Raw genomic sequence first — 25,883 nt, forward strand, 5'->3', positions numbered from 1 at the left:
CATTGTCAGACCAGGAGGCCTTAGTCCTATGAATTACCGTGTTGTTGTCTTGAGCGGGGTTATGACTGCCCTACTCGGCACTGTGTTTGGTTGGGGCATGGGGCAAATAGCTCTGCGTCAACGGCCTAGCCAAGTACAGGTCAACATGAGTCAGCCCTATCGCACGTTGTATGGCCGGCGCTTAATTTGGTTCGGGGCGATCGCCGGCTTTGTATTGGGGGCAGGGCAGGCTTGTGTACTGGCAGAAAAGAAAAAGGAAACAGAAGCGATGGAGAAAGCCGAAAGCGAGGAAGACTATTCCTGATCCCTTGCCGGTGCGGTTGACTATTTTTTCCAGATCATTACTATGGACGCAGTTTAGCTGGCATCGCTGAGGATCCGGGGGGCAGGGCAAAAGTTACCGTCGCCATTTGAGGGGGGGACCCTGGGCCGATAAAATCCTCCCATCCCCTGGCCAGAGGAAGTTTTCACCCTTGGCGATCGCCCTGGTAGCATTTAATACAAATTGGCTATCTTGGCAAAATCCCCCAAAATATTACGAAACGTAAAGTATAATAACAATCAACCCGTAAACCCCAAATGCCTTAGCGAGACAGTAACCTATGCGCGTTGTGATCGCCGGAGCCGGATTAGCCGGCCTAGCCTGTGCCAAATACTTAGCCGATGCGGGCTTTACCCCCGTCGTCTTGGAACGTAGGGATGTATTAGGCGGGAAGATCGCCGCGTGGAAAGATGAGGACGGAGATTGGTATGAAACCGGCCTGCATATTTTCTTTGGGGCCTATCCCAACATGTTGCAGTTGTTTAAGGAATTGGACATCGAAGATCGTCTGCAATGGAAAGAACACAGCATGATCTTCAACCAACCGGAGAAACCAGGCACCTATTCCCGTTTTGATTTTCCTGATATTCCGGCTCCCATCAATGGTTTGGTGGCTATTCTCCGCAATAACGATATGCTCACCTGGCCGGAAAAAATTCGCTTTGGTTTGGGGCTTTTACCCGCCATTGTCCAGGGCCAGAGCTATGTGGAAGAAATGGATAAATATACCTGGTCCGAGTGGATGGCCAAACAAAACATTCCCCCCCGCATCGAAAAAGAAGTTTTTATTGCCATGAGTAAGGCGCTCAACTTCATTGACCCCGATGAAATTTCCGCCACCATTTTACTCACCGCCCTCAATCGCTTTTTACAGGAAAAAAATGGTTCTAAGATGGCATTCCTGGATGGAGCGCCGCCGGAACGCCTTTGCCAGCCGTTGGTGGATTACATCACGGAACGGGGGGGAGAAGTACATCTCAATGCTCCCCTCAAGGAAATTTTGCTCAACGAAGACGGCACTGTTAAAGGCTACCTAATCCGGGGCTTAGACGGAGCAGAAGATCGGGTTGTCACCGCGGACCTGTACGTTTCTGCCATGCCAGTGGACCCCCTCAAAACCATGGTGCCGGCCCCCTGGCGAGACTATCCTGAATTCAAGCAAATCCAAGGACTGGAAGGAGTGCCAGTCATTAACCTCCACCTCTGGTTCGACCGCAAATTAACGGACATTGACCATCTCCTCTTTTCCCGATCGCCGTTGCTGAGTGTTTACGCCGACATGAGTAATACCTGCCGGGAATATAGTGATCCAGACAAATCCATGTTGGAGTTGGTGCTGGCCCCAGCCCATGATTGGATCAACAAATCCGACGAAGAGATTGTGGCGGCCACCATGGCGGAGATTAAACAACTCTTTCCCCAACACTTTGGCGGCGATAATCCGGCCCAACTGCTGAAATCCCACGTGGTCAAAACCCCCCGCTCTGTCTACAAAGCGACTCCAGGACGGCAGGCCTGTCGCCCCGATCAACGGACATCGGTGCCAAACTTTTACTTAGCAGGGGACTTCACCATGCAAAAATACTTGGGCAGTATGGAAGGGGCCGTGCTTTCCGGCAAACAATGTGCCCAGGCGATCGCCGCCGATTTCACCCCCCAAACCGTTCCCCCCACCCGGGAAATAGTCACCGTGGGTTAAGCCGCCTGGACTCCCTGGTAATCTTCCTGACAAATGGCAACCCTAATGCGACAATGCTAAATGGCTAACGGTCAAATTTCCCCCCAGCGTGCAGTTACCAAACCCCAATCCTGGTGGCTGACTTCCGAACCCCGTCCGTCCTTAATGTTACAACTGCCCAAACCGTCTCCATCTGCAAAGCCCTGTGCTTCTGTTGAGGAAGCTTACGAAATTTGTCGTCAAGTAACGGCCCAGTACGCAAAAACTTTTTATCTGGGAACTTTGCTGATGCCCCCTGCGAAAAGGAGGGCTATTTGGGCAATTTATCTTTGGTGCCGTAGGACTGATGAGCTAGTGGATGGACCCCAGGCGGCCACCACCACCCCGGAAACGTTGGACCATTGGGAAAGACGCCTAGAAGCCATTTTTGCTGGGCACCCCCAGGATGATGCCGATGTAGCCCTGGTGGATACCCTAGAAACTTTTCCCCTCGACATTCAGCCCTTTCGGGACATGATCGCCGGGCAAAGGATGGACCTTTACCGTTCCCGTTACCAAACCTTTGAAGAATTAGACCTATATTGTTATCGGGTGGCGGGCACTGTCGGTTTGATGTCCAGTGCCGTATTGGGGGTGGATACTGGCAATGGCCAAGCTCCTTGGCAACCCGATGCGGTGTACATTCCCCAGGAAGAGGCGATCGCCTTGGGAGTGGCTAACCAACTGACCAATATTTTGCGGGACGTGGGGGAAGACGTGGAACGGGGCAGAATTTACCTCCCCCTGGAAGATTTGGAGCGGTTCGACTATGGCGAACAGGACTTGCTTAATGGGGTCAACGATGACCGTTGGCGTCGCCTAATGAAGTTTGAAATCGAACGGGCCCGGGCCTACTTTGAAGATGCAGAACGGGGTATTCGAGCCTTAAATCGGGATGCCCGTTGGCCAGTGTGGACTGCACTAATGCTATACAAAGGCATTTTGAATGTGATTGAAGCAAACAATTACAACGTGTTCGATCGCCGGGCCTATGTGCCCACCCCCAAGAAGTTGCTGTATTTGCCCGTGGCCTGGTTGAGAGCCCAGGTGCTGTAGGGTTTTAGTAAAATTTTGAAAAATTTTGATCAATAGATAGTAGCTACTGATTTGACTCGATGCGGTGGAAAAAAAGCCCCTAACCATGGCGGGCTAAGGACTCACTTTATGAAGGGTTCAAACTATCAGTGTAGCGAACAAAGGCGATCGCCCCAGTGCTTTCCCGATCAGACCGTGGGAAACCGCACTATGCACTTAAAGGTATTTAAGGAGAAGCCAGGAGCCATAACTGCCAAAGAATGGACAGCAATGCCCCCACCACCAAGACCATAGAACTAAGGGAACCCAAGGCAAAACCTACCATCCTTTTCTCCGCCGCTTGGTAATAGCCCCAGGCGTAGAGAATGCGCCCCAGCAACCAGACAGCTCCCAAAATAGCGGCAATGGTTGGATCTCGGTAAAGAGCAAATAGCCATAACCCCGGCAGGAAAAATGCCAACTGCTCCAGGGTGTTGTATTGCACCCTCAGCACCCGTTCAAAATTTTCGTCCCCTGTGGTGGCCGGTGGCATTACCCCATACTTGGCCCGGGCCCTTCCCACATTAATCACCAATACTAGATAAAGCACCGCCGCCAAAGCAGTGATCAAAGCTGGCCAGAGTAGCTCCGTTGTCGTCATCGGTCCCGTTGAGAGAATGTATAGTCTCAGACTAGCCCAAAAAGCTCCCCTCCCCCCAACCATTAATTTGGTCGGACTAATCGCTATACTGACGGTCAGGGTATTCTATTCCCCAACTCTTTGCTTTTCCCAGTCAAGCTCTTTTTGTTTTTCTTATCCCATGCAGTTAAGCCCCCAAGAAAAAGATAAACTACTGATTTTTACCGCTAGCCTAGTAGCAGAACGCCGTAAAGCCCGGGGGCTGAAACTCAACTACCCCGAGGCAGTGGCCTATATTTCCGCCGCCATTCTCGAAGGGGCCAGGGACGGTCGCACTGTGGCGGAGTTGATGAACTATGGCGCCACCCTATTGAGCCGGGACGAAGTCATGGAGGGGGTGCCGGAAATGTTGCCAGAGGTGCAGGTGGAAGCAACTTTTCCCGATGGCACCAAACTGGTGACAGTCCACGACCCCATTCGCTAGCAATGGGTTGGTTAGACAGAGCGGCCTACTTTTTGGTCGTTAAACCCCAGCCCCGTTGACCGTGGAAAAAAATCATTGCCTAGGGTTGACAGTGATCAATCTTTATCGCTATATTTAAAAACGTCTGAAATAACGGCTCGTTATCAAGACCGCCTAGCCCCCATCGTCTAGAGGCCTAGGACACCTCCCTTTCACGGAGGCGACAGGGATTCGAATTCCCTTGGGGGTATTAAAAAAAAAGAAAAAACGAAAAGGGGTTCTTCGGGACTTCTTTTTTGTTGCGTACTGAAAAAATTCCCCAGAAAGTTTAAACTCCTCTGCTGGCTCAAAAAGCAAAAAGCATAGGCGGAAACTTGTGGACGAAAACAGCACCGCCATGGCAAGGCCCAAACTCTATGGCAGTATAGGGTCGTAGTTATTTGTCTTCGAGGCTTTGTTTGACTAATGTTAATCCTGCGTCGCCTAATGCTGGTGGTTTCCCTTAGTTTTGCCACGATCGCCATTGACATGACTACGGGGCAATGGAACGAACCGGTGCAGGGTCAAGTTGCCGGACCATCCAATTCCCAAAAGTTGAAAGTGGGGGTGGTGGGCAATCCACCATTTGTGATTCACGGAGAAAATGATGGAGAGGTAACTGGCATTAGTTTGGATGTGTGGAGAGCCATTGCCCAGTCCCAGAAATGGAATTCGGAGTATTTACGACAAAACTCTATCTCCGAGGGCATTAAAGCGGTGGCAGAAGGGAAGCTAGATATTTTGATTGGCCCCATTAGCGTCACCCCAGAGCGGGCGGCCATCGAAGGCATCACCTTTACCCAACCCTATTTCAGCAGTGGAGTCGGAATATTGATCCCTGGGGAACCGTTGGGCCTATGGGAGAGATTGGCTCCCTTTTTTGGTCTGGCGGCCCTGTCTTCGGCGGGAGTGCTTACCCTACTGTTGTTTTTGGTGGGAAATTTAATTTGGCTGGCAGAACATCGCAAAAATCCAGAGCAGTTCTCCCCCCATTACCCAGAAGGAGTGCAAAATGGCATGTGGTTTGCCCTGGTTACCCTAACAACGGTGGGCTATGGCGATCGATCGCCGCGGACTAAGTTAGGACAACTGGTGGCAGGGGTATGGATGGTGGTGGCGCTACTGAGTTTTTCCTCCATCACGGCGGGATTAGCTTCAGCTTTCACTACGGCCCTATCTGAAGCCAATGCCACTCCCCTATTCAGTAGCGTCAATGACATCAAAAATAAAGATATAGCTGTGGTGCGGGACACAACTGCGGTGGATTGGGCCCAGTTTTATCGAGCGGATATCAAGGAGGCCAATAACTTAGTTGGGGCAGTGGCCTTGCTAGAAAAAGAGCAGGTGCAGGCGGTAATGTTCGACCGACCGGCATTAATTTATTACACCCAACAGCATCCCGAGGCGAAATTAAAAGTAACAGAAATTCGTATTTCCTTAGAACCCTATGGTTTTGTGATCGAGGAAAATAGCCCCTTGAAAAAGCCCCTCAATGTGGAAATACTGGATTTAATTTATAGCAGAAGAATAACTGAATTTACTGAACGGTGGTTGGGGCCAGGCGTGGAAGAAAATCAAGACCTTCCCCCCGACGATAGTGGTGAAATTTCCGGCTAGATTACTGCCCCATTAACCAAATTGGACTTGCTTACATACCTGTCTCGACGATCGCCAGAATCCTATTAATCATAGGCTTGGCCCAAGGACGGCCCGAGTTTTTACTGTCCCTAGCCAAAGGAAATTCCTCCCCTGGGTGCTAGCCTTGGACTAGCTGTATTCCTGGGGCTTATTTTCTCGGCAATGGCAGCTAAGTTCTTTTTGAAAATTTGGCTGCACTCTCCATGAATACAACCAAGGCCCTGTTACCGCCGAAATTTCCCCAATTATTGATTGGTTTAGCCTTACTTTCCCTGTCTTTAGTGGTCAGTACGGCGATCGCCGCCAAGGCCTTACTGGAAGTGAAAAGCTCCAATGATGTTTTGATCGTTACGGGGTCAGCTAAACGCCCCATTACTTCCGACTACATTACTTGGGGATTGTCTGTCTCCAGTCAGCAACCCACAGCCCAGGCCGCTTACCAGGATTTACAAAGTCAAACGGAACGGGTTCAGGCTTACCTACAAGGGAAAAATGTGCCCAAGGAAGCCATTAGTATGGGGGCAATGGAAACCTATGCCATTCCCGAAATTACCGAAAATGGCCAGGAAACTGGCAGAACCTTGGCCTATCGCCTCACCCAGCGCTTTGAGATCGGAGCTGATGATGTGGAACGCTACGCTAAATTGTCCCAGGAAGCCACAGAACTTATTAATGAGGGCATTAACTTGACCGTGGAGCCTCCCCAGTACCTTTACACGGAGTTAGCTCCCCTCCGGATTGAAATGGTGGCGGAAGCAACCAAGGATGCCAAAGCTCGGGCCGAGGCGATCGCCAGTAACACCAATAGTAAGGTGGGACCAGTGCGGAGTGCCCAAACGGGGGTTTTTCAAATTACCTCCCGCAATTCCACCGATGTTAGCGATATGGGAATGTATGACACCTCTTCCGTTGAGAAGGACATCACTGCAGTGGTTTCTATTACTTTTAGTATGAAATAATTATCCCAGGATTTTGTTCAGGTTCGGACTTTATCCGTATTTTCTCTGGCAATCAAAAGATCTAACCAGTGGCTGATTGACCTTTGCTTGTTTCCGTAGCACGATCTAAAGAGTAGAGTCGATAAAAACCATGCAATTTCGTCAATTATTTGACCCAGAAACCTCCACTTACACTTACGTAATTGCTGATCCCCATAGTCAGTCTGCGGCCTTAGTGGATTCTGTTTTAGAACAAGTGGATAGAGATCTACGCCTACTAAAAGAATTAGACCTCAAGTTGATTTTTTGTTTGGAAACCCACGTCCATGCTGACCACATCACTGGAGCGGGAAAACTGCGGCAATTGACTGGCTGTCAAAACCTCGTCCCCCAATATGCTGACGTGGACTGTGCTGACCGCCATTTGCAGGATGGGGAAATTATCCATGTTGGTTCCATCCCCATCCAGGCGATCGCCACTCCAGGGCACACTGACAGCCATTTAGCTTTTTTGGTGAATCAAAGCTATGTGTTAACGGGCGACGCTCTACTAATTCGGGGCTGTGGTCGGACGGATTTTCAAAGTGGGGATGCCGGTACTTTGTATGACTCTATCCACAGTAAATTATTTACCCTACCCGATGACGTTTTGGTTTATCCCGGCCATGATTACCGAGGCCAAACCGTTTCCACCATTGGGGAAGAAAAACGTTTTAATCCCCGATTGCTGGGGCGAGATCGCCAGGAATTTATCGAATTTATGGATAGTTTGAACCTGCCCGATCCCCAAAAAATTATGGAAGCTGTCCCCGCCAACCAACTCTGTGGTCAAAGGGCCGTACCTCTTTAAAAATCTAATTCTAGACCCATTTCCCGGTGAAAAATCCGTTGCAAATTATGGCTAGTTGCTTTCAGTCCCTTTACCGTACCTGGGGCAAAATCTTCACCGTAGCGGTGCTCAGCCTGGGGCTTTGGCTGGCCTGGGCGACTTTTTGGCCTGGGGCAACTCCGGCCCTGGTGCGGCAAACCACCGAAAAACCAGGGCAAACCCTGACCCAATCCCGCCAATCCCTACGGGACCAGGAAGGAAATACTTGGCAGGTGGTGTTATTTAAACGGGTAAAAGCTACTGGTGAAACGGAAACTAATTTGCGCTTGGTGGGTTTTCCTGGGGTAATATCCTTTCGCCATCCGGCTCCCTTAGTGGTTCAGGATAATGATGGTAATACTGTTAACTTAACCGATCTTTTAGCGGCGGAGAGTCCTGGGGAAAATGTCGGTCAATTTTTAGTCACCGCAGATTTTGCCAAGCTAGAAATGAATGGCATTTGGGCATTAGATTTACCATTAAAAGAAGGAAATCAACAAATCAAAGTGCCTTATTTTGTGCTTCAAGAATGGCAAGGATTGTTGACCAAGTCCTCAGAATAATTGCTAATTTAGTTGTTATCCTGTGTAATACTTTTTTCTGATTTTGTAGAGACTATCCCGGAGATTAATGATGACAAGCTCGACCCAAACTAACCCCACCATTGCCCCTCAAACCCTGCAACAATTACGTCAGCAGGATGCGGTTATCTTAGTTGACGTGCGGGAACCCCTGGAATTTGTCGGGGAACACATCGCCGATGCCCATTCCCTCCCCCTATCTCGCCTTAATCCCAGTCAATTGCCCCAGGCAGAAGGAAAAACTACGGTGTTGTATTGCCAAAGTAGTAATCGTTCTGGTAATGCTCTGCAACAGTTGCAGGCCGCTGGGGTGGAAGGAATCATCCATTTAGAAGGGGGATTGTTAGCTTGGAAGCAAGCAGGATTGCCCACGGTAAAAACAAAAAACGCCCCTATCAGCATTATGCGTCAGGTGCAAATTATTGCCGGGAGCTTGGTGTTGACAGGGGTTTTATTAGGTACATTCGTTGCTCCAGGATTCTATTTTCTCAGTGGTTTTGTGGGGGCGGGATTGTTATTTGCTGGCATTTCTGGCACCTGCATGATGGCCAATCTGTTGGGCAAATTACCCTACAACCAAATTAAGGGGTAATAGCCATGGTGCTCCAGATGGTGGGCTATTTTTTGGCAGGTTGCATTGGCTTAAGTTTGGGGCTTTTGGGTGGCGGTGGTTCAGTATTGGCTTTGCCAATTTTGGTTTACGTTATGCAGGTTCCCCCCAAGGCGGCGATCGCCATGACGTTGGTGATTGTGGGGGTGGTGAGCTTGATTGGGGTAATTCCCCATTGGCGTCGGGGGAACGTTAATTTGCCTAAGGCCTTGATTTTTGGTTCTGCCACCATGGTAGGGGCCTTTGGAGGAGCTAAATTAGCAGCCCATCCCCTAGTAACGGAAACATTCCAGTTGGTTTTATTTGCTGTGCTGATGCTGGTGGCGGCCATTTTTATGATCCTCAAATCCCAACAGCGGCCCCAGTCTGCCTCCACTGAGGAAACAGCCTTGGCAGCCTATCCTGTCCCCATTTGTAAATATTGTTGGCTATGGCTTTTGACTGAGGGCATTGCCATTGGCATTTTAACTGGATTGGTAGGGGTAGGGGGTGGTTTTGCCATTGTGCCGGCCCTGGTATTGCTAGGAAAGTTACCCATGAAAGAGGCGATCGGTACTTCTTTGTTGATTATTGCCTTTAACTCTGCAGCAGGCTTTTTAGGTTATTTTGGCCAAGTTAGTTTGGACTATCACTTGATGGTGAGTTTCACCTTCTTCGCTGCCTTGGGAATTTTATTGGGTTCCTATCTATCCGGTTTTGTTGATGCAAGAAATTTACAGCAGGGTTTTGCCTACTTCCTCATGGCGATCGCCGCTTTTATTCTTTTTCAACAACGGGGCACTCTATGGAGTTCCAAGACCAATAGCTATCTGCCCGAAATAAGCTCCCAAGTATTGCTGCAAAAAAACGGTAGATCCGGCAGAATCAATGGGGAATAAAAAACCTTACGGACCATGGTAACCATTGCTATCCACACAGCATTAGGGGTGATCGGAGGCTTGCTAATTTTTGCCGTCTTTTTTTATCTTTCCAATGCACAGCAAACTTCTGCTCCCCTGGGGCTAATTTTTCTAGGGTTAGCCTGCGGCATCATGGCCCATTACCTTTCCCCTTGGGCGACCCTCGTTATCTTGGGATTATATGCCCTTATCTCCTTTAAAGAATGGTGGGGCGATCGCCATACCCCCTCCTGAATCCAATGCAACCTTTTGTCTAAAGGGAAAAAACGACACTTTTCAGCCAATTTGACCGTCCCCATCTCCATTAGCGATTTTTTGCCCTGCTTCATCATCCATGCTTTCTCTGCTCACACCTCTAGTTCTGGCCCAAGCCAATCCGATCACCATTCCCATCACTCCTCCCCCGGTAATCACCCAGCCGGCTCCCAACATTGGGGACTCTCCCCAAGAACTAAAAGTAGTGCAGCCGGTGCGTCCTTTGCCAGGGCAGCTAGATCAAATTCCGGTTTTTAACAGTAATAGTCCCGAACTAATTTTTAACGAAGGCATTATTCTCTCCACCCTGTCTTCCATTGGCATGGGTCATCCCTACGCCCACCTGAATCATCCCTTCCGGGGTCGGTTTGATGTCTTTGCCCACCACGTTGTCCAAGCATCTCCCGAAGGCAGGACTTTATACCTAGGGGTGTTATTGTTCAATGGCAGTCGGCAAGACGCCACGGTGGAAATTCTCCAGGGAGCCAGTTCCCTCACTTCCCCCGATGCCCTATTTATTGATCTGCCGCCGGTGGTGGAAAACAATGACGGTAAGGTTTTTGCTGGCCCCGGTAGCCGGGTAATGAACGATGTTTTGCGGGGACAACGGCAGAGTGATTACCCCGAAAAATTTGTCATTCCCGCTGGGCAAAGTCGCATGCTGATCAATCAGCCTTTGCCGGTGAACTATACCCCAGTGCCCGGGCAGCCGCCACCGATTAGATTGCCCCGCAATGGTTTTTCTGCCTATCTCCGTCTCAACACCAACGTTCCTATCCATGCGGCCAGCATGGCCATGTATGCTCCCCAAGATAATTTTGGCGTAGAACAAGCTCCCCGCTTAGCGGATTGGGAAAACTTGCTTAAAACGGCTAACCTCATGCAACCCAGGGACCGTATTCCCCGCAATAGCCAACGGCGAATTTATAGCCGGGTGGCAGGGGTTTCCATTGGCTCCCAGTGGCAGGGCACCATCACCGACGACAACAGCCAACAATTAAATATTCCCGAACCAGGACGGGGCTTTTCCTATCCCATCAGTTCCCTAGAGGGAGGACGCATGGGCACTGGCCAAAATCAGTCTGCCCCCATGGCGGTGCGTTATCCGGATACGGCCTATGAATCCCATGGCAATTATGGGGTGCAATATAGTTTGACTTTACCCCTGGTGAACAACACCAACCGCAATCAGACCGTTGATCTGACGGTGGAAACCCCACTCAAGTTTAATGACGCATCCAATGACCAGTTAACTTTTCTCGTTCCTCCCGCTGTCAATGTCTTTTTCCGGGGCACAGTAAGATTCAGTTACACCGATCGCCGGGGTCAGACCAATAACCGTTACTACCATCTGGTGCAACGACGGGGGCAAAAGGGAGAAGACTTGGTCACCCTAGACCTAAAACCGGGGGAAAAACGCACTGTTCAGGTGGATCTACTCTATCCCCCCGATGCCACACCGCCCCAACTGTTGACAGTGAGGACTCGCTGACCAGGGAACTGGGGGAGGCTAATGGGGAATTGATCGCCTGAGTTTAGCAAGTTAGGACAACTAAAACTAACTTTTGGCCACGCTAACTTTCACCCCTGGGCTCTGTTCTTCTTCCCCTTCCTCTTCCCCTAGGCCCAATTCCCGTTTGAGGATGGCAATGGATTTCTCGCCGATGTAATGTTCCGAACAAATAATTTCCGGCATCCGGATCAAATCATGGCGTTCCGCTTCGATCGCCTGGCGCACAATGGGTTCACTGGCGGGATCGGTGATGATAGTGCGGGCGGTACGGACTAGGGAGCGTAATTTCGGGCGATCGCTCACCAAGGCCGATTTCAAAAACAGGGATTCTCCCCGCAGGCTATGGATAAGAATTTCCGCAATGGTGAGAATGCCGGGACTTAGGCTGACAATGCCTAAACAGGAGTTTTCCGGTAGGGCCTTAACCAGTTCTAGTTCTTTGCTGTAGTCGTAAATATCAACGGGAATAACCCGTACATCGTAGGGAGTGGCAATGGACTCCGCTTCAGCCAGGAAGTAGCGACTGGTGACCACTGTGCCGGAGGGCAGTTCCGACAGCGCTTGTTTGAGGGTTTCCATGGGCACTAACTGCACAGGAATTACCAGGGCTTGTTCCAATTCGTTGAGAATTAATTGTCCGGCCCCAATGTCCCGTTGGGGAACGGTAACCAACACCCTAGCGGTACTGCGCAGTCGCCAGTCAATGGTTTCTAAACAAAGCTCTTTCACCTGGGAAAGGTTTAACCCTTGGCTGAGCAGTTCATCAATGGTTTTTTGGATTAGCTGGCTGGCTTCGGGGTATTCTCGGAATAGGGGGCCATCAAGGATAATGCCCTCCTCGGTGCTGGGGGCTTTAACGTAAATACCTGAACCGGCGATGGATTCCACTAAGCCCGCATCTTCCAGATTTTGGTAAACCTTACTGATGGTGTTGCGGTGTAGGCCCGTCATCATGGCCAGTTGCCTGGTGCTGGGTAAACGATGCCCCGGATGATATTGACGGGAGGCGATCGCAAAACGGATTTGGTCAAATAACTGCTTAGAAGCAGGAATTTCGCTGTCGTTTTGAATTTGGAACTGTAGCATTTTAGGGAAGGGTAAACGAGGAGTAGGCAGATGAAGTCCGGATTTTATCCCACGGCTAAAGACGGTCTCCACCAGGGAAAGGTTCATTGGCAATTAGGTTTTGATCGCCACTGGTCATCTGGTCCAAATGATTAGTTGTCGCTAACGAAATTTGCCAACGTTTTCCCAATCAATTTTCACTAGCCACAAATTTTTAAAATTTCCCTCAACTGTTAAAGGGGCGGAGCCAACCCCAATCCATGGCCCAATCCAGGCTGGAACGAACTACGGCAAAACTAATCAGACTTTCCCCCATCAAAATGGCGATCGCCAAGGGATCTTCAGTGGTGGGCAATTCAATCAATCCGCCGCTCCGCACGAGGGTAAAGGCCAGCACGGCCCCGTCCCGGAGATGGGCATTGTCATCTTGGCGAATGATGTAGCGATAGGTGACAGCAAATAAAAAGCCACTCAGCAAACTACTCCCAACGTTCAAACCCAGGCTCATCCAGTCCGAATTTGGTGTAGTTAATAGGCTGAAATAGCTATTCCCCAGCCAGGTCAATCCATAAACCAGCCCAAAGGCGATCGCCCCTAGGCAACCGGCCTTAATGGACTCCAAACGTTCCTGAAAGCTTAATTGCACCCGTCAACCCCCTCCAGAAGCAAACACGGATCAATTATTGCAGGAAAGCTAGAATTTCACTGTGCAATTTTATGTTGGGGCTAGCCACCACTTCGGTGGATGTGGGGGTTAAATCCCGCCCCTGCCAATCGGTAAAACAATAATTAACCCCGGTCAAAATGGGGATTAGCGCACAAAAATCATAAAAGTTCAGATCCGCTTCCACTATCACCACGGGCATGGCCGTCCAACCACTGGCGGCGGCAAGGTAATTAAAACAATCTCCCCCAAAGGCGGTGCGCTGACATTGGCGATAAATATTTGCCATTTTCTGCTGTTGCTCCGGGGTGGTGAACATTAACGGTGTGGTGGAGGCAATACAGGCGGAGGCTAAATTAATTTCGCTCTTTTCATAGGGATTAACCAAGGGCATGCCGTTAACGTTACTCTGCTCTCCCTGTACCCCCTGCCATCGATCGCCGCTGATGGGTTGATTGGCAATGCCCAGCACTGGCTGCATATTTTCATCCACTAAGCCAATCAGGGTGGCAAAAATTGGCAAGCCCCGCACAAAGGAGGAAGTGCCATCAATGGGGTCTAGCACCCAGGTATAACCCGATTCTCCGCTAATATTCTCCCCTTCTTCCCTAATTACACTGTCCTGGGGCAATTTTGCTTGAATTAAATCAACCATGGCCTGTTCTGCTTCTTCGTCAGCCTGGGTGACAATGGCGGAAACCTGGTCGGTTTTTGTGCCACTCTGGAGATGGGAGCGACGGAAATATTGAGCGAGTACGTCCCCGGAAATGGTGGCCAATTGCTGAGCGATGGCTAATCTTTGTTCAACCTCTGGCAACATTTTTCTATTCCAAAGACCCCTTCAAACTGGCGATCGCCGACAATAATTGGTCAATTTCTGCATCGGTGCCCACTGTAATGCGTAGATAATTGGTAATGCGGGGATGGTTAAAATAACGCACCAAAATTTTCTTTTCCTTCAGGGCTTGGTACAGGTCGGCGGCGGCAATCCAACGGGGGGCGGCAAAAACAAAATTGGCATCTGAAGGACAAACCTGGAAATCCAACTTGGCCAATTGCGCCATCAAACGGGTGCGAGTAGAACGTACCTTTTGCCACAGGGGTACAAATTCAGCTTGGTTCCGTAAAGCGGCAGTGCCCAAGGCCTGGGCCACCCGGTCAAGGTTATAGGAATCCCGCACCTTATCCATTTCCTCGATCAATGTCGGCGCGGCGATCGCCAATCCCACCCGCATCCCCGCCAGGCTATAACTTTTCGAGAGGGTGCGGGAAATAATCACATTGTCGAACTCTTGCAGAAAATCCCAATGGTCCTCGTCGGAAAAATCCCCATAGGCTTCGTCAATTACCACCACTCCTTCGGCCTGGGCGCAGGTCTGCCACAGAAATTCTCGCTTTAAATGTTTGCCTTTGGGGGGATTGGGAGAAGCGAGGAAAATTAATTTTGCCCCCGGACAAATCACCGGCCCGGTTAAATCAAAATTGGCATCGGTGGCAATCTTTTGCACCTTAGCTCCATGCACCGAGGCGATCGTTTCATACAAAGAGTAAGTAAGATCTAAAAAAGCAACGATTTCCCCTGGATCAACAAAGGTGCGCACCACAATATTGAGAATATCGTCGGAGCCATTGCCCGCCAACACCTGATTTAACTGCACTCCATACAAATCCGCCGCCGCCTGACGTAACTGGGTCGAAACGGGATCAGGGTAAAGCCGTACCTTTGGTAATTCTGCCGCCACCGCTGCCAACACCTGGGCCGGCGGATCGTAGGGATTTTCGTTGGTGTTGAGCTTAATAAAATCGTTAGTTTGGGGCTGTTCCCCGGGCACATAGGCAGGGGTTTGACGGACAGATGGACGGATGGACACCATTGCGAAATTACGGCCAAAGGGGCAAAAAATCCCTTTGTTCAAAGCTTCTCCCAATACAGACCATACCCCGACACCGTTGCCGCTGTAAAGGCAGGACATAGGGGAACAATGGGGTTTTGTTGAGGCTGTTTTTAACGTTCCTAATTGATCTACCAAGATGGAGCTGATGAATCCTTAAGTTTTCCACCGAAGAATTGAGGGGGCACAGAAAGATACCATTGCCCAACTGCCAATTATTCACAACAATGGCGGGCTGCGTATTCCTGAGCTATCTGGCCATAGGAATCTAAATAATGGCGGAGACAATGAAACTGGTCTGGGTTAAGACGGTAATAAATCCAGCGGCCCTCCTGGCGAGTGTGCACCAATTCCGCATCCCGCAAGCGCTTGAGATGGAATGATAACTTGGATTGGCTAATGGTCAGTTGCTCGCACAGGTCACACACGCATTGTTCCTGATTTTCCAGTAACGTCAGTACCTGTAGGCGAATGGGGTCAGAGAGGGCGTGGAATCCGGCACTAATTAGATCTTTTTCCGTTGGTTTCACAGCAATATAAGGAAATACCAATGCATTGTTTGCAGTGCGCTTGATTGAGATGCCCCCAAGCTTTTGTCTGGCTATGGTGCAAACTTTTCTGGAGGATTATTTAACTTTTACACAGAAGGCAAAATCAAGCTGAAATATAAGTTTAAAACCAAAGGGGAAGGCTTGATGGGGGGATATTGAGACAAATTTTTCGCTCAAAAGTAAAGTTTTGCCGAATTTTGTGCCGATTTTGACAAAACAATGTTATTTTTCGTGGTGGATATTTTTGATCCGAACTAGTCGATCGCATCTAGGCTTAAGTAGAGCCTGACTAAAATAAACTCTTTTTACCTTTTTTAAAACGCAAATGAAAAAGTACATTGCTGAATTTATCGGCACTTTTTGGCTAGTGCTTGGCGGTTGTGGCAGCGCTGTTTTTGCCGCATTTATTTCTGTTCCCGGTGGCGAAAACACCAACGAGTTTGGTTTGGGTTATCTGGGGGTTTCCGTTGCTTTTGGCCTGACCGTCTTCACTGGGGCCTACGGTTTAGGCCACATTTCCGGTGGTCATTTTAACCCTGCTGTTTCCTTTGGCCTCTGGATGGGCAAAAGATTCCCCAGTTCCCAGTTAGCCCCCTATATTGGAGCTCAGGTACTAGGGGCGATCTTAGCTGGCTTTTTTATTCTTATCGTTGCCCAGGGCAATCCTAACTTTATCCTCGATCCAGCCCAATCTAACCCCTTGGCCACCAACGGTTTTGGGGACCATTCCCCCCAGGGATATAGCTTCATGGCAGCGCTGTTAATCGAGTTTGTGTTGACTTTCATGTTCCTATTGGTCATCCTTGGGGTAACGGATAAGCCTGCTCCCGCTGGGTTTGCCCCCGCCGCCATCGGTTTGGCCCTGACCCTAATTCACCTAGTCAGCATCCCCATTACCAACACCTCCGTCAACCCAGCCCGCAGCACCGGAGTTGCTCTTTTCTGTGGCAATCCTGCTTTAATTGGTCAACTATGGTTGTTTTGGCTAGCCCCGATCGCCGGAGCATTGTTGGCTGGCTTTGTCTATCACAATGTCTTGGAAGATTTAAGTCGCCCTGCAGTGGCCCCAGAACCAGAAGGGGAAAACTAGGGAAAGAAATCGTCCCCACTCCCCTTATTTAATCGTAGAGTTAGGTTATCCTAGCTTTGTTGATGTTGTTGCTCCCCAGATAGCCTCCGTTGTGCTAGCCCTCGGGGAGATTTTTGTGGCAAATTTGTAGGGTCAATGGGCTGATTTTTGTGGCTACCAGCATTGGTGCCCCCCAAAGTTCCTTGTGTCTGCAAAGCCCTCCCATACCCCAAGGTTAGCGGGAAACTAGATCAGGCTCCCCCATGATTGGGAAATTTGGGATACAAACTAAAACCTGACCAACGGGCTCTTGCAAAGAAAGCTAACCACCAATGGTGTCTTGCCCGCCCCGAACATGTGCAGAGTTACGTCGTCAGCGCCTGGGGCAATCCAGGGAATTTCACCCAGTCTTCCCTAACGATTGGATGGTGGGAATGTCAACACCTCCAAGCCAGGTTTGATCTTCTGGGAAGATTAAGATAAGTATTAGTTATGGCTTAGTCCGCTAAAGTCATCCATATAGATAGTCCACCTCAGACCCGCCCAAATTTTCCCCTCCGGTTCCATCCCCAGTTTCATCCCCTCCCTATGTCCAAACTCGTCATCGTCGAATCCCCCACCAAAGCTCGCACCATCCGCAATTATTTGCCTCAAGATTATCGGGTGGAAGCTTCCATGGGCCATGTACGGGATTTACCGGCTTCGGCAGATGAGGTGCCCGCAGCCTACAAGGACAAAAATTGGGCCAATTTAGGCGTCAACGTGGAAGACCATTTTAGCCCCCTTTATGTGGTGCCCAAAACCAAGAAAAAGGTGGTGAAGGAATTACAATCCGCCCTGAAAAATGCCGATGAAGTGATTCTGGCTACGGACGAAGACCGGGAAGGGGAAAGCATTAGCTGGCATTTATTACAACTGCTCCAGCCGAAGGTGCCCATTAAACGGATGGTATTCCATGAAATCACCCAGGAAGCCATTCGCCATGCCTTGGACAACTGCCGTGAGATTGACGAAAATTTGGTCCATGCCCAGGAAACTCGCCGGATTTTAGACCGCTTGGTGGGTTATACCCTTTCCCCGTTACTGTGGAAAAAAATTGCCTGGGGCTTATCCGCTGGCCGGGTGCAGTCGGTGGCGGTGCGTTTAATTGTGCAACGGGAACGGGCCCGCCGAGCTTTTAAAACCGCTGGTTACTGGGATCTAAAAGCAGAACTGGAACAAAGCAAAAATCCTTTCCAGGCTAAGTTAGCCACCCTCGCTGGGGTGAAATTGGCCACTGGCAGTGACTTTGACCCTAATACCGGTGCTTTGCTGCCAGATAAACGGGTGGTGGTACTGGATGAAGCCCAGGCGATCGCCTTGAGGGATCGTTTGTGGGGGCAACCCTGGGAAGTGATTAATACGGAGGAAAAACCAAGTATCCGTAAGCCTTCTCCCCCCTTTACCACCTCTACTCTGCAACAGGAAGCTAACCGCAAATTGGGTATTTCCGCCCGGGATACCATGCGGGTGGCCCAAAAGCTTTACGAAGAGGGTTACATCACCTATATGCGGACGGATTCGGTGCATCTTTCCGACCAGGCGGTGACGGCGGCCCGGAGTTGCGTCCAACAAATGTACGGTAAGGAATATCTCAGTCCCAAACCCAAGCAATACACCACCAAAAGTAAAGGGGCCCAGGAAGCCCACGAAGCCATTCGCCCCGCTGGAACAGAGTTTCGCATTCCCAACCGCACGGGGTTAAAGGAACGGGAATTAGCCCTGTATGAATTGATCTGGAAACGGACCGTGGCCTGTCAGATGGCCGACGCTAAAATCACCCAACTGAGCGTTTTATTAAAGGTGGAAGATGCAGAATTTCGAGCTGGGGGTAAGCGCATTGACTTCCCTGGTTATTTCCGGGCCTATGTGGAAGGCTCCGATGATCCCGATGCCGCCTTGGAAAACCAAGAAGTAATCTTGCCCCCCCTCAAAGTCGGCGATCGCCCGAGTTGCCAAGAAATTAACACCGTAGGCCACGAAACCCAACCCCCTGCTCGCTATACGGAAGCTTCCTTGGTGAAAACATTGGAAAGTGAAGGGGTGGGCCGTCCCAGTACCTACGCCAGCATTATCGGCACCATCATTGACCGGGGCTATGTGCAAATGCGAGCTAAGGCGTTAACCCCTACCTTTACGGCCTTTGCGGTGGTCAGTTTGCTGGAGTCCCATTTTCCCGACTTAGTGGATACGGGGTTCACTTCCCGTATGGAGCAAAAGTTAGACGAAATTGCCGTGGGCAAAACCCAATGGCTCCCCTATCTCCAGGGCTTTTTCCTGGGGGAATCAGGGCTAGAAAACCAAGTCAAAGTACGCCAAGACCAGATCGATCCGGCGATCGCCAAGGCCATTGAGTTGGAAAACCTGGCCGCCAAGGTGAAAATTGGCAAATTTGGCCCTTATATCGAAATTCCCCAGGGGGAAGAAATTATTACGGCATCCATCCCCCACGATTTAACCCCAGCGGACCTTAACCCAGACCAGGTCGCAGTGTTACTCAAGCAAAAAACCGAAGGCCCCGATAAAGTGGGCGCCCATCCTGAAACGGGGGAACCAATTTTTGTGCTGATTGGTGCCTATGGTCCCTATGTCCAGCTAGGGGAAGCCACGGAGGAAAATAAGAAGCCGAAACGCACTTCTCTACCCAAGGGAGTTAAGCCGGAGGATGTCACCCTAGAAATGGCGGTGGGATTGTTGGCTCTACCCCGTACTTTGGGGGGCCATCCCGAATCGGGCAAAAATATCAAAGCTAGTCTGGGAAGGTTTGGTCCCTATGTGGTCCACGACCAAGGTAAGGACGGCAAGGATTATCGTTCCCTTAAAGGGGAGGACGATGTCTTGACCATCACCCTGGACCGGGCCTTAGAACTGTTGGCGGAACCAAAACGGGGCCGGGGTAGCCGCACTCCCCTCAAACAGTTGGGCCTCCACCCCGAAGATCAAGAGCCGGTGAATTTATTCAAAGGCCCCTATGGGGTTTACATCAAACATGGCAAAGTCAATGCCAGCTTGCCGGAAGGGGAAACGGAAGAAACCATTACCCTAGAAAAGGCCTTACCTTTATTGGCAGAAAAGGCAGCCAGTGGGAAGAAAACTAGCCGTAAAAAGACCACCACCACAGCCAAAGGGACGAAGAAAACCAGCACTAAAAAAGCCAGTGCCACTGGTACCGCAAAAAAAACTACCACTAAACGCACCACCACTAGGAAAAAATCCCCCAGTAAAGCTACCAATCCAGACCAGTCTAGCGAGGCTAGTTGAGACCAGGATGAAAAAGCGCGTGACCCTGACCTTTCCCCGTAGCGCGGTGCAAATGCCCGTCACCTATCGCCTGGCCAAGGATTTTAATATTGCCGCCAATATTATCCGGGCCCAGGTAGCCCCCAACCAGGTGGGCAAAGTGGTGCTGGAATTGTCCGGGGACATTGACCAACTGGAGGCTTCTTTGGAATGGATGCGCTCCCAAAGTATTGAAGTTTCCTTGGCGAGTCGCGAAATTGTCATTGATGACCAAAGCTGTGTGGACTGTGGGCTCTGTACGGGGGTCTGCCCCACAGAAGCTCTGAGTTTAGACCCGGATAGTTTTCGCCTGATGTTTCGTCGTTCACGTTGTGTGGTCTGTGAGCAATGTATTCCCTCCTGTCCTGTCCAGGCGATCGCCACTAATTTTTAGGCTCCATCACCGGCAATTATTTCCATGGAATCCCCCATTCAAGCCCAACCCCCCCTGGACTTTTTAGCTCCCGATCTCCAGCCTTGGTTGCTCCGGCTCGGACCTTGGATTCTCCCCTGGTGGATCCGCTCCCAAACGGCGATCGCCAAAATCGAGGCCGAAAATTTAGAAACTTTAGTCCAGGCCTACACTGACTTTAGCCAAGGGAAAAACCGCCTACTGTTGGCCTTCCGCCACCCCAGCATCAATGATCCGTTGTGTATGGGGTATTTATTTTGGAATTTATTGCCGCCAGCACTCAAAAAAGGCCCCCTGCAACCGCCGCCGTTAAGCCATTCCCACTTCATGTATGACCGGGGCATTCCCCTCTGGGGGGGAGATTTTTTACGGTGGTTATTTCCCCGTTTAGGGGGTACATCCATTCAACGAGGTAAATTAGACCGTCCCGGTTTACGGTCGGCTCGGGAACTAATGCTCAATGGCCAATACCCCCTGGCCGCCGCGCCGGAAGGAGCCACCAACGGTCACAACGAACTGATTTCTCCCCTGGAACCAGGCATTGCCCAAATGGGATTTTGGTGCGTGGAGGATTTACGCAAAGCCCAACGGCAGGAGCAGACGTTAATTTTGCCAGTGGGTATTCAATACTTTTACCTTACTCCCCCCTGGCAAGAGATTGAAAATTTGCTTTCCCAATTGGAACAGGACTGCGGCATTCCCCCCAGCGACGACCATAGTTTGGGAGAAGCCAAGCTATACGAACGACTTTACCATTTAGGCGAAGTTATGTTGGATCTAATGGAGAATTTTTACCGGCAGTTTTACCATCAAAATTTGCCAACAATGAAAGATTTAGCCAACCGTTTGCAAGAAAACTTTAACAGCTTGGAAACAGATCCAAATCAATTACTAGCTTCCCGTTTGCAGAATTTGCTTCATGCGGCCTTAACCGTGGGGGAAGAATATTTTCAAATTACCCCCAAGGGAACCCTCCCGGATCGTTGCCGACGGTTGGAACAGGCTGGTTGGGACTATATTTATCGAGAAGAATTACGGGATGAACAAGCTTTATTTCCCGTAAAAAAAGGCTTGGCTGATCGCATTGCTGAAGAAGCAGATTTAAGAATGTGGCATATGCGGCTGGTGGAAAATTTTGTTGCCGTAACGGGCCACTATGTCAAAGAAAAACCAACGGTGGAAAGGTTTGCCGACACCCTTTTATTGCTTTGGAATGTCATTACCCGTATGAAGGGGGGCAACCTCAATAACCGTCCCATTCTGGGGCGTCAGCGGGCCCAACTTACCTTTGGTCAACCCATTCTAGTGGATGATTATTATAGCGATTACCAGGGCAATCGAAAATTGGCGATCGCCAAGGTAACTGAGGTTTTACAGGAAAAGTTATCCGGTCTGATTATTTAATTGTTACCAATGGTTTACCTGGTGTTAGCAATCTGATTGATCATCAGCCTTCCAAATCTGTTTCAGTTCTGCTCCTATCCATGGTTATCTACGGTTCCATTCTCCACCGAAGCCACCACTGCATAAAAGGGGTCACTACCAGCCATACCTAAAAGTTGTAAGAATCCCGGTAAGTTTTGCCCTGGTTTAACAATGATTTCCGGTGGGCCAAATTCCTTTACCGATTGGATATAGGCCCGGACTAACTGCAAATGACTGGCATCGGTGCCGTCCCGCCAAGCGGCGATCGCCTTTTGGTAAAACATGCGATTGGAAAAACTGACAATTACCACACCACCGGGCTTGAGAATACGAGCAATTTCACTAAACACGGCTTCAGGGTATTGCAAATATTGCACCGATACCGCCATTAATACGGCATCAAATTCTCCATCTGGGAAACCCAAAGCGGGGTTTTCATTGAGATTTTGTACGAAGTAATGATCTAGCCGGGGATTTTTTGCCAATTCTTCCTCATTTAAACCATGACCTTCCACATGGGCAAAGTTCATTTCTCCGGGCAAATGGGATACCCAACTCCCCATCAAGTCTAAAATTTTTGTGCCAGGTTTGAGCTTTTGCCGATAAAGCTCTGTTAATTGGTCGATGAAGCCATTGTCCACATGGGTAACAAAGCGGGGATAGGCATAAAACTGACCATCATTGCTGGGGTCGAGCTTACTGCGCTGGTCAGGATTAAGCAGGGCCATGGGGTTTAACTTTTAATGATGAATCGTTGGAAAAGAGCCATTTTCACTATTTATTTTAACGAAGGACTGAATATTGAAATACCCCCAAAAGTGTTGAAACATAAGTGAGGTAACAAAAAAAGGGGATAAAATAGACAAATCATCCCCAAAATAAGTAAATATCAACTACCATGCTAGGCTCTCTGAAAAAATAATCAAACCCATCCTTTGATGATGGCGTTGAATAGGTAGCCAATACTGATAATACCAATGGTCATTAACCCAATAAATACAGCTAATAGTTGTGGTCGCAGTACTTTTTTAAGAATTACTATTTCCGGCAGAGATAGTGCGGTTACCGCCATTGTGAAAGATAATACTGTACCCATGGGCATTCCCTTATTGACTAAAGCTTCAGTAATAGGCATAACCCCCGCAATATTGGCATAGAGTGGAACACCTAAAATCACCGAAATTGGTACGGCCAAAGGATTATTTGCCCCTGCATATTTGGTGATAAAATCTGTCGGCACATAACCATGAATCCCCGCACCGATCGCAATTCCAATCACCACATAAAGCCAAACCGATCGCACAATTTCGCTGGATTGGAATCTTCCTTGATCAAATCTTTGTCCCCAAGTTAACACCACTGGTTTTAGATCGTCTTCTTTTTCTATCGGTATTGTTTGACGTGATTTTTGCAGTTCCCACACAAAGGGTTCTACCCATTTTTCCAATTTCATCAGTCCGATGATGTATCCAGAAGCGATCGCCAAACCTACCCCAAAGCCAATATAGATTAGGGTTACCTTCAAGCCAAATAATCCCCACAACAGGATAACAGCAACCTCATTGACCATTGGTGCTGCCATCAGATAAGAAAAGGTAACTCCTAAAGGTACCCCTGCTTCTAAGAAGCCAATAAACAAAGGAACCGCAGAGCAAGAACAGAATGGTGTGACAATTCCGACCATTGCGGCCAAAATATTTCCCACAAAAGTACGCTTTCCTTCCAACAAAGAGCGAACCCGTTCTGGCTCCAAAAAGCTTTGAAATGTCCCAACAATAAAGCTAATTACAATTAGTAATGTTAATACTTTGGGCACATCATAAAGAAAGAAGTGCAGACTTGATCCTAAATGGGATGACATCGACAATCCCAAGACTTGGGTGACAATTTGGTTTGCCAACCAATCAAAAGGATAAAATGGGTCAAACATAATTTTGCCTTTTTAACCCTTTAATAGGGGCTGAATTTGTTTGGCATTAATGACTTGACCTTTACTGACAACTCTGCCATTGATTGTCATAGCCGGGGTAGACATCACACCTCGTTTAGCAATTTCAATGGGGTCGGTAACATGCAAAACTTCAGCAGTCAAATTTAGATTTGCTACAGCTTCTTTAACATTTACTTCTAATTGTTGACACTTTTTACAGCCTGCACCCAAAATTTCAATCTTGATAGTGCTCATGGCATAACTCCTTTTTTTATGTTTTCTAATTTAGTTCATTTGACTGTCAAATTTTCTTTTTATGGAAAATTTATGAAAAAATGTAATTATATTTGCCCTAAATATCATTGAGATCGCCACCAATCCATTGCTTCGCTTGTGCGAGAGCCGCATTGGGAAACAATTTAAACTTGCTCGGAATCAGCTAATTGATTTTTGCTCAATTTAACCTTCATGATCCTTCCTTGCATAGGATTACCCATTTCAGTGGGTAACATCGTCAAATCCCTGGTCATAGTAAGGTGCTTGGGTGCCGAGCTGTCTGTCCCAAAAAGTAAAATACAGTCCATAATGAAATCTATATTGACGATGATGAATCGCATGGTGAGCTGGACCGATAAACCAGCGGCCACACCAATGATGGGGGAAATTAGCCGGCAACCGATCAAGTCCGAGATGATTCACCACTGCCCATATAGTCATAGTGCTTAGCACCGCAATGACAGTAATAAAATGGAGAGGAATCACCAACGCAATGCCAACTAAAAACAGCACATGGGCGATCGCTTCCGGTGGATCGAAAGCAAAAGATGTCCAGGGTGTCAGATGATTTGATCGGTGATGTCCCTGATGCCACCAGCGGAATAGTAAAGGATGGTGAAACAGCCGATGCAAAAAGTAAAAGTAGGCGTCTTGGAGCACGATCACTATGATATAACTAACACATAGATACCATAGTGAATACTGATGAATGTCAGCGTATAAACGGGTAATACCTGAGTCGTATGCCGACAGGATCGATGCTGTCCCCAGTGCAAATACGACTGAAGAAAGTACCGAGAGTGCGATATCCCGTCGAATTTCTGGTGAAATCTCTCTGCAAAAAAATCGCCCGGGTGGTGGATCTCGATACGCTGGCAGCACTTTGCTGTGATCGGCAGTGGTACTTGCACAGTTGTCGATAGTGGGTCGACCAAAACCGACGGACAACAATAGGTCTATTGCCCCCGCCAGAACAAAGTATCGTGCCAGGATAATACCCAAGAAAGCCAATCCATAGAACGCAAATGAGTGGTCGATCAATTCAGTTTCCTCTCGATAGAATAATATATTGGTTTATTTGTTCTAGTTTTTCATCAGAAACAGACACGAGTGCTGGTTTTATAAGGTCTTGAGAAAACCAATCAAGTCGGCTAGATCTTCATCGCCCATTTGCCAGCGCGGCATATCTCTGTTCAACATTTTTTCGCCGTCAGGGTCTTGACCTTCGGCGATCGCCAAACGGAATTTTTCATCATCAATGAATTCATCCTTAAGGGCTGACCAACGAATGTCAGGGGCATTGATTCTCTGCATTCCCATCATCGTATGGACACCGCCACGTCCATCGGAGCCATGGCAGGAAGCACAGGTTAAGAAGCTATTACCCATCATTTCTCCATTTCCCATTATTCCTCCCGATGAAATTATGCCAGTCGCAGTGATATTCGTACCGCGATCACTTGTCGTCGTGAAATAAATACGCTCACCATTAGAGGCAAATATTTGCTGTTGGGCCATTACGGGGTTGCCATTTTGTGACGATGTGGGAACTGGCCGATATTGAGCGCTGTTAACTGTAGGCAATGGTGACATACAGGCATAGAGCAGTACTGCTGCTAGCATACTGATGAATAACCAAATGGAAATGAATTTATTTTTAGCTAGAGATCGCCTAATTAAATGTTTCATGATCGGTTCTCCATAATTGAAATAGAAGCGAAAGTGGAAACTCCTATTTTGTGTAGGAACAATTTATGAATTGCCCCTACTATTGGGAAAATTTA

At 48.9% G+C, this 25,883-nt stretch carries 27 protein-coding genes and 1 tRNA gene; 17 read left to right on the forward strand and 11 right to left on the reverse strand.

Going from position 1 to position 25,883, the window contains the following annotated elements:
• Positions 1 to 28 precede the first annotated feature (28 nt).
• The 3 genes from IQ217_RS07350 (at position 29) to crtB (ending at position 3,095) form a co-directional block, all read left to right on the forward strand.
• Entirely contained in the window at positions 29 to 304 is a 276-nt protein-coding gene (locus IQ217_RS07350; protein WP_228016639.1) for a hypothetical protein, read from the forward strand.
• A 298-nt stretch (positions 305 to 602) separates the two neighbouring features.
• The gene (gene pds, locus IQ217_RS07355; RefSeq protein WP_194019445.1) at positions 603 to 2,021 is read left to right on the forward strand and encodes a 15-cis-phytoene desaturase; all 1,419 of its coding nucleotides are present in this window, start codon (positions 603 to 605) and stop codon (positions 2,019 to 2,021) included.
• A gap of 60 nt (positions 2,022 to 2,081) precedes the next feature.
• Entirely contained in the window at positions 2,082 to 3,095 is a 1,014-nt protein-coding gene (gene crtB / locus IQ217_RS07360; protein ID WP_194019446.1) for a 15-cis-phytoene synthase CrtB, read from the forward strand.
• Positions 3,096 to 3,300: 205 nt separating this feature from the next.
• On the opposite strand, the gene IQ217_RS07365 is transcribed toward crtB, so the two are convergent.
• Positions 3,301 to 3,714: an MAPEG family protein gene (locus IQ217_RS07365; protein WP_194019447.1), complete on the reverse strand. Its 414-nt coding sequence runs from the start codon at positions 3,712 to 3,714 to the stop codon at positions 3,301 to 3,303.
• A 160-nt stretch (positions 3,715 to 3,874) separates the two neighbouring features.
• Here IQ217_RS07365 and ureA point away from each other — a divergent pair, with 160 nt between their 5' ends.
• The 10 genes from ureA (at position 3,875) to IQ217_RS07415 (ending at position 11,476) form a co-directional block, all read left to right on the forward strand.
• A complete protein-coding gene (gene ureA, locus IQ217_RS07370) occupies positions 3,875 to 4,177 on the forward strand; it encodes an urease subunit gamma (protein ID WP_190599029.1) in 303 nt (100 codons plus the stop codon).
• Between the two features lie 156 nt (positions 4,178 to 4,333).
• Positions 4,334 to 4,406, forward strand: a tRNA-Glu gene (locus tag IQ217_RS07375).
• A gap of 215 nt (positions 4,407 to 4,621) precedes the next feature.
• Complete coding sequence (locus IQ217_RS07380) at positions 4,622 to 5,812, forward strand: transporter substrate-binding domain-containing protein (protein ID WP_194019448.1); 1,191 nt, start codon at positions 4,622 to 4,624, stop codon at positions 5,810 to 5,812.
• A 224-nt stretch (positions 5,813 to 6,036) separates the two neighbouring features.
• The gene (locus tag IQ217_RS07385) at positions 6,037 to 6,792 is read left to right on the forward strand and encodes an SIMPL domain-containing protein (protein ID WP_194019449.1); all 756 of its coding nucleotides are present in this window, start codon (positions 6,037 to 6,039) and stop codon (positions 6,790 to 6,792) included.
• A 130-nt stretch (positions 6,793 to 6,922) separates the two neighbouring features.
• Entirely contained in the window at positions 6,923 to 7,621 is a 699-nt protein-coding gene (locus IQ217_RS07390; protein ID WP_194019450.1) for an MBL fold metallo-hydrolase, read from the forward strand.
• A gap of 47 nt (positions 7,622 to 7,668) precedes the next feature.
• Complete coding sequence (locus tag IQ217_RS07395) at positions 7,669 to 8,202, forward strand: DUF3122 domain-containing protein (protein WP_194019451.1); 534 nt, start codon at positions 7,669 to 7,671, stop codon at positions 8,200 to 8,202.
• A gap of 70 nt (positions 8,203 to 8,272) precedes the next feature.
• Positions 8,273 to 8,812 carry a rhodanese-like domain-containing protein gene (locus IQ217_RS07400; protein WP_194019452.1) on the forward strand — a complete coding sequence of 180 codons (540 nt, stop codon included), beginning with the start codon at positions 8,273 to 8,275 and terminating at the stop codon, positions 8,810 to 8,812.
• Between the two features lie 5 nt (positions 8,813 to 8,817).
• A complete protein-coding gene (locus IQ217_RS07405; RefSeq protein WP_194019453.1) occupies positions 8,818 to 9,708 on the forward strand; it encodes a sulfite exporter TauE/SafE family protein in 891 nt (296 codons plus the stop codon).
• Between the two features lie 15 nt (positions 9,709 to 9,723).
• Positions 9,724 to 9,963, forward strand: coding sequence for a hypothetical protein (locus tag IQ217_RS07410; protein ID WP_190599022.1), 240 nt, complete (start codon positions 9,724 to 9,726; stop codon positions 9,961 to 9,963).
• A 100-nt stretch (positions 9,964 to 10,063) separates the two neighbouring features.
• A complete protein-coding gene (locus IQ217_RS07415) occupies positions 10,064 to 11,476 on the forward strand; it encodes a DUF3370 domain-containing protein (RefSeq protein WP_194019454.1) in 1,413 nt (470 codons plus the stop codon).
• Between the two features lie 66 nt (positions 11,477 to 11,542).
• Here the strand turns inward: IQ217_RS07415 and IQ217_RS07420 are convergent, their stop codons facing one another.
• From IQ217_RS07420 to IQ217_RS07440, 5 genes are all read right to left on the reverse strand, one after another.
• On the reverse strand, positions 11,543 to 12,583 hold the full coding sequence (locus IQ217_RS07420; protein WP_190599066.1) for a GntR family transcriptional regulator: 1,041 nt from the start codon (positions 12,581 to 12,583) through the stop codon (positions 11,543 to 11,545).
• A 205-nt stretch (positions 12,584 to 12,788) separates the two neighbouring features.
• A complete protein-coding gene (locus tag IQ217_RS07425) occupies positions 12,789 to 13,208 on the reverse strand; it encodes a hypothetical protein (RefSeq protein ID WP_194019455.1) in 420 nt (139 codons plus the stop codon).
• A 34-nt stretch (positions 13,209 to 13,242) separates the two neighbouring features.
• Entirely contained in the window at positions 13,243 to 14,046 is an 804-nt protein-coding gene (gene hisN, locus IQ217_RS07430; protein ID WP_194019456.1) for a histidinol-phosphatase, read from the reverse strand.
• 4 nt (positions 14,047 to 14,050) lie between these two features.
• A complete protein-coding gene (hisC, locus tag IQ217_RS07435) occupies positions 14,051 to 15,100 on the reverse strand; it encodes a histidinol-phosphate transaminase (RefSeq protein ID WP_194019457.1) in 1,050 nt (349 codons plus the stop codon).
• A gap of 233 nt (positions 15,101 to 15,333) precedes the next feature.
• Positions 15,334 to 15,648: a metalloregulator ArsR/SmtB family transcription factor gene (locus IQ217_RS07440; protein WP_190599017.1), complete on the reverse strand. Its 315-nt coding sequence runs from the start codon at positions 15,646 to 15,648 to the stop codon at positions 15,334 to 15,336.
• Positions 15,649 to 15,994: 346 nt separating this feature from the next.
• Here IQ217_RS07440 and aqpZ point away from each other — a divergent pair, with 346 nt between their 5' ends.
• From aqpZ to IQ217_RS07460, 4 genes are all read left to right on the forward strand, one after another.
• Complete coding sequence (aqpZ, locus tag IQ217_RS07445) at positions 15,995 to 16,759, forward strand: aquaporin Z (protein ID WP_190599016.1); 765 nt, start codon at positions 15,995 to 15,997, stop codon at positions 16,757 to 16,759.
• 567 nt (positions 16,760 to 17,326) lie between these two features.
• Positions 17,327 to 20,038: a type I DNA topoisomerase gene (gene topA, locus IQ217_RS07450; RefSeq protein WP_194019458.1), complete on the forward strand. Its 2,712-nt coding sequence runs from the start codon at positions 17,327 to 17,329 to the stop codon at positions 20,036 to 20,038.
• Positions 20,039 to 20,045: 7 nt separating this feature from the next.
• Positions 20,046 to 20,450 carry an NIL domain-containing protein gene (locus IQ217_RS07455; RefSeq protein ID WP_010872494.1) on the forward strand — a complete coding sequence of 135 codons (405 nt, stop codon included), beginning with the start codon at positions 20,046 to 20,048 and terminating at the stop codon, positions 20,448 to 20,450.
• Between the two features lie 24 nt (positions 20,451 to 20,474).
• Positions 20,475 to 21,872: a 1-acyl-sn-glycerol-3-phosphate acyltransferase gene (locus IQ217_RS07460; protein WP_194019459.1), complete on the forward strand. Its 1,398-nt coding sequence runs from the start codon at positions 20,475 to 20,477 to the stop codon at positions 21,870 to 21,872.
• Between the two features lie 74 nt (positions 21,873 to 21,946).
• Here the strand turns inward: IQ217_RS07460 and IQ217_RS07465 are convergent, their stop codons facing one another.
• The 5 genes from IQ217_RS07465 to IQ217_RS07485 all read right to left on the reverse strand — a co-directional run bounded on the left by IQ217_RS07465 (position 21,947) and on the right by IQ217_RS07485 (position 25,788).
• Entirely contained in the window at positions 21,947 to 22,621 is a 675-nt protein-coding gene (locus tag IQ217_RS07465; RefSeq protein ID WP_194019460.1) for a class I SAM-dependent methyltransferase, read from the reverse strand.
• Positions 22,622 to 22,815: 194 nt separating this feature from the next.
• Positions 22,816 to 23,823, reverse strand: a complete 1,008-nt coding sequence (locus IQ217_RS07470; protein WP_194019461.1) for a permease — start codon at positions 23,821 to 23,823, stop codon at positions 22,816 to 22,818.
• A 12-nt stretch (positions 23,824 to 23,835) separates the two neighbouring features.
• Positions 23,836 to 24,078, reverse strand: coding sequence for a thioredoxin family protein (locus IQ217_RS07475; protein ID WP_194019462.1), 243 nt, complete (start codon positions 24,076 to 24,078; stop codon positions 23,836 to 23,838).
• A gap of 243 nt (positions 24,079 to 24,321) precedes the next feature.
• Positions 24,322 to 24,765 carry a sterol desaturase family protein gene (locus IQ217_RS19370; RefSeq protein WP_338117489.1) on the reverse strand — a complete coding sequence of 148 codons (444 nt, stop codon included), beginning with the start codon at positions 24,763 to 24,765 and terminating at the stop codon, positions 24,322 to 24,324.
• 453 nt (positions 24,766 to 25,218) lie between these two features.
• Positions 25,219 to 25,788, reverse strand: coding sequence for a c-type cytochrome (locus IQ217_RS07485; RefSeq protein ID WP_194019464.1), 570 nt, complete (start codon positions 25,786 to 25,788; stop codon positions 25,219 to 25,221).
• Between the last annotated feature and the right edge of the window lie 95 nt (positions 25,789 to 25,883).

It is taken from the genome of Synechocystis salina LEGE 00031 (assembly GCF_015207985.1).
GTDB lineage: Bacteria > Cyanobacteriota > Cyanobacteriia > Cyanobacteriales > Microcystaceae > Synechocystis > Synechocystis salina.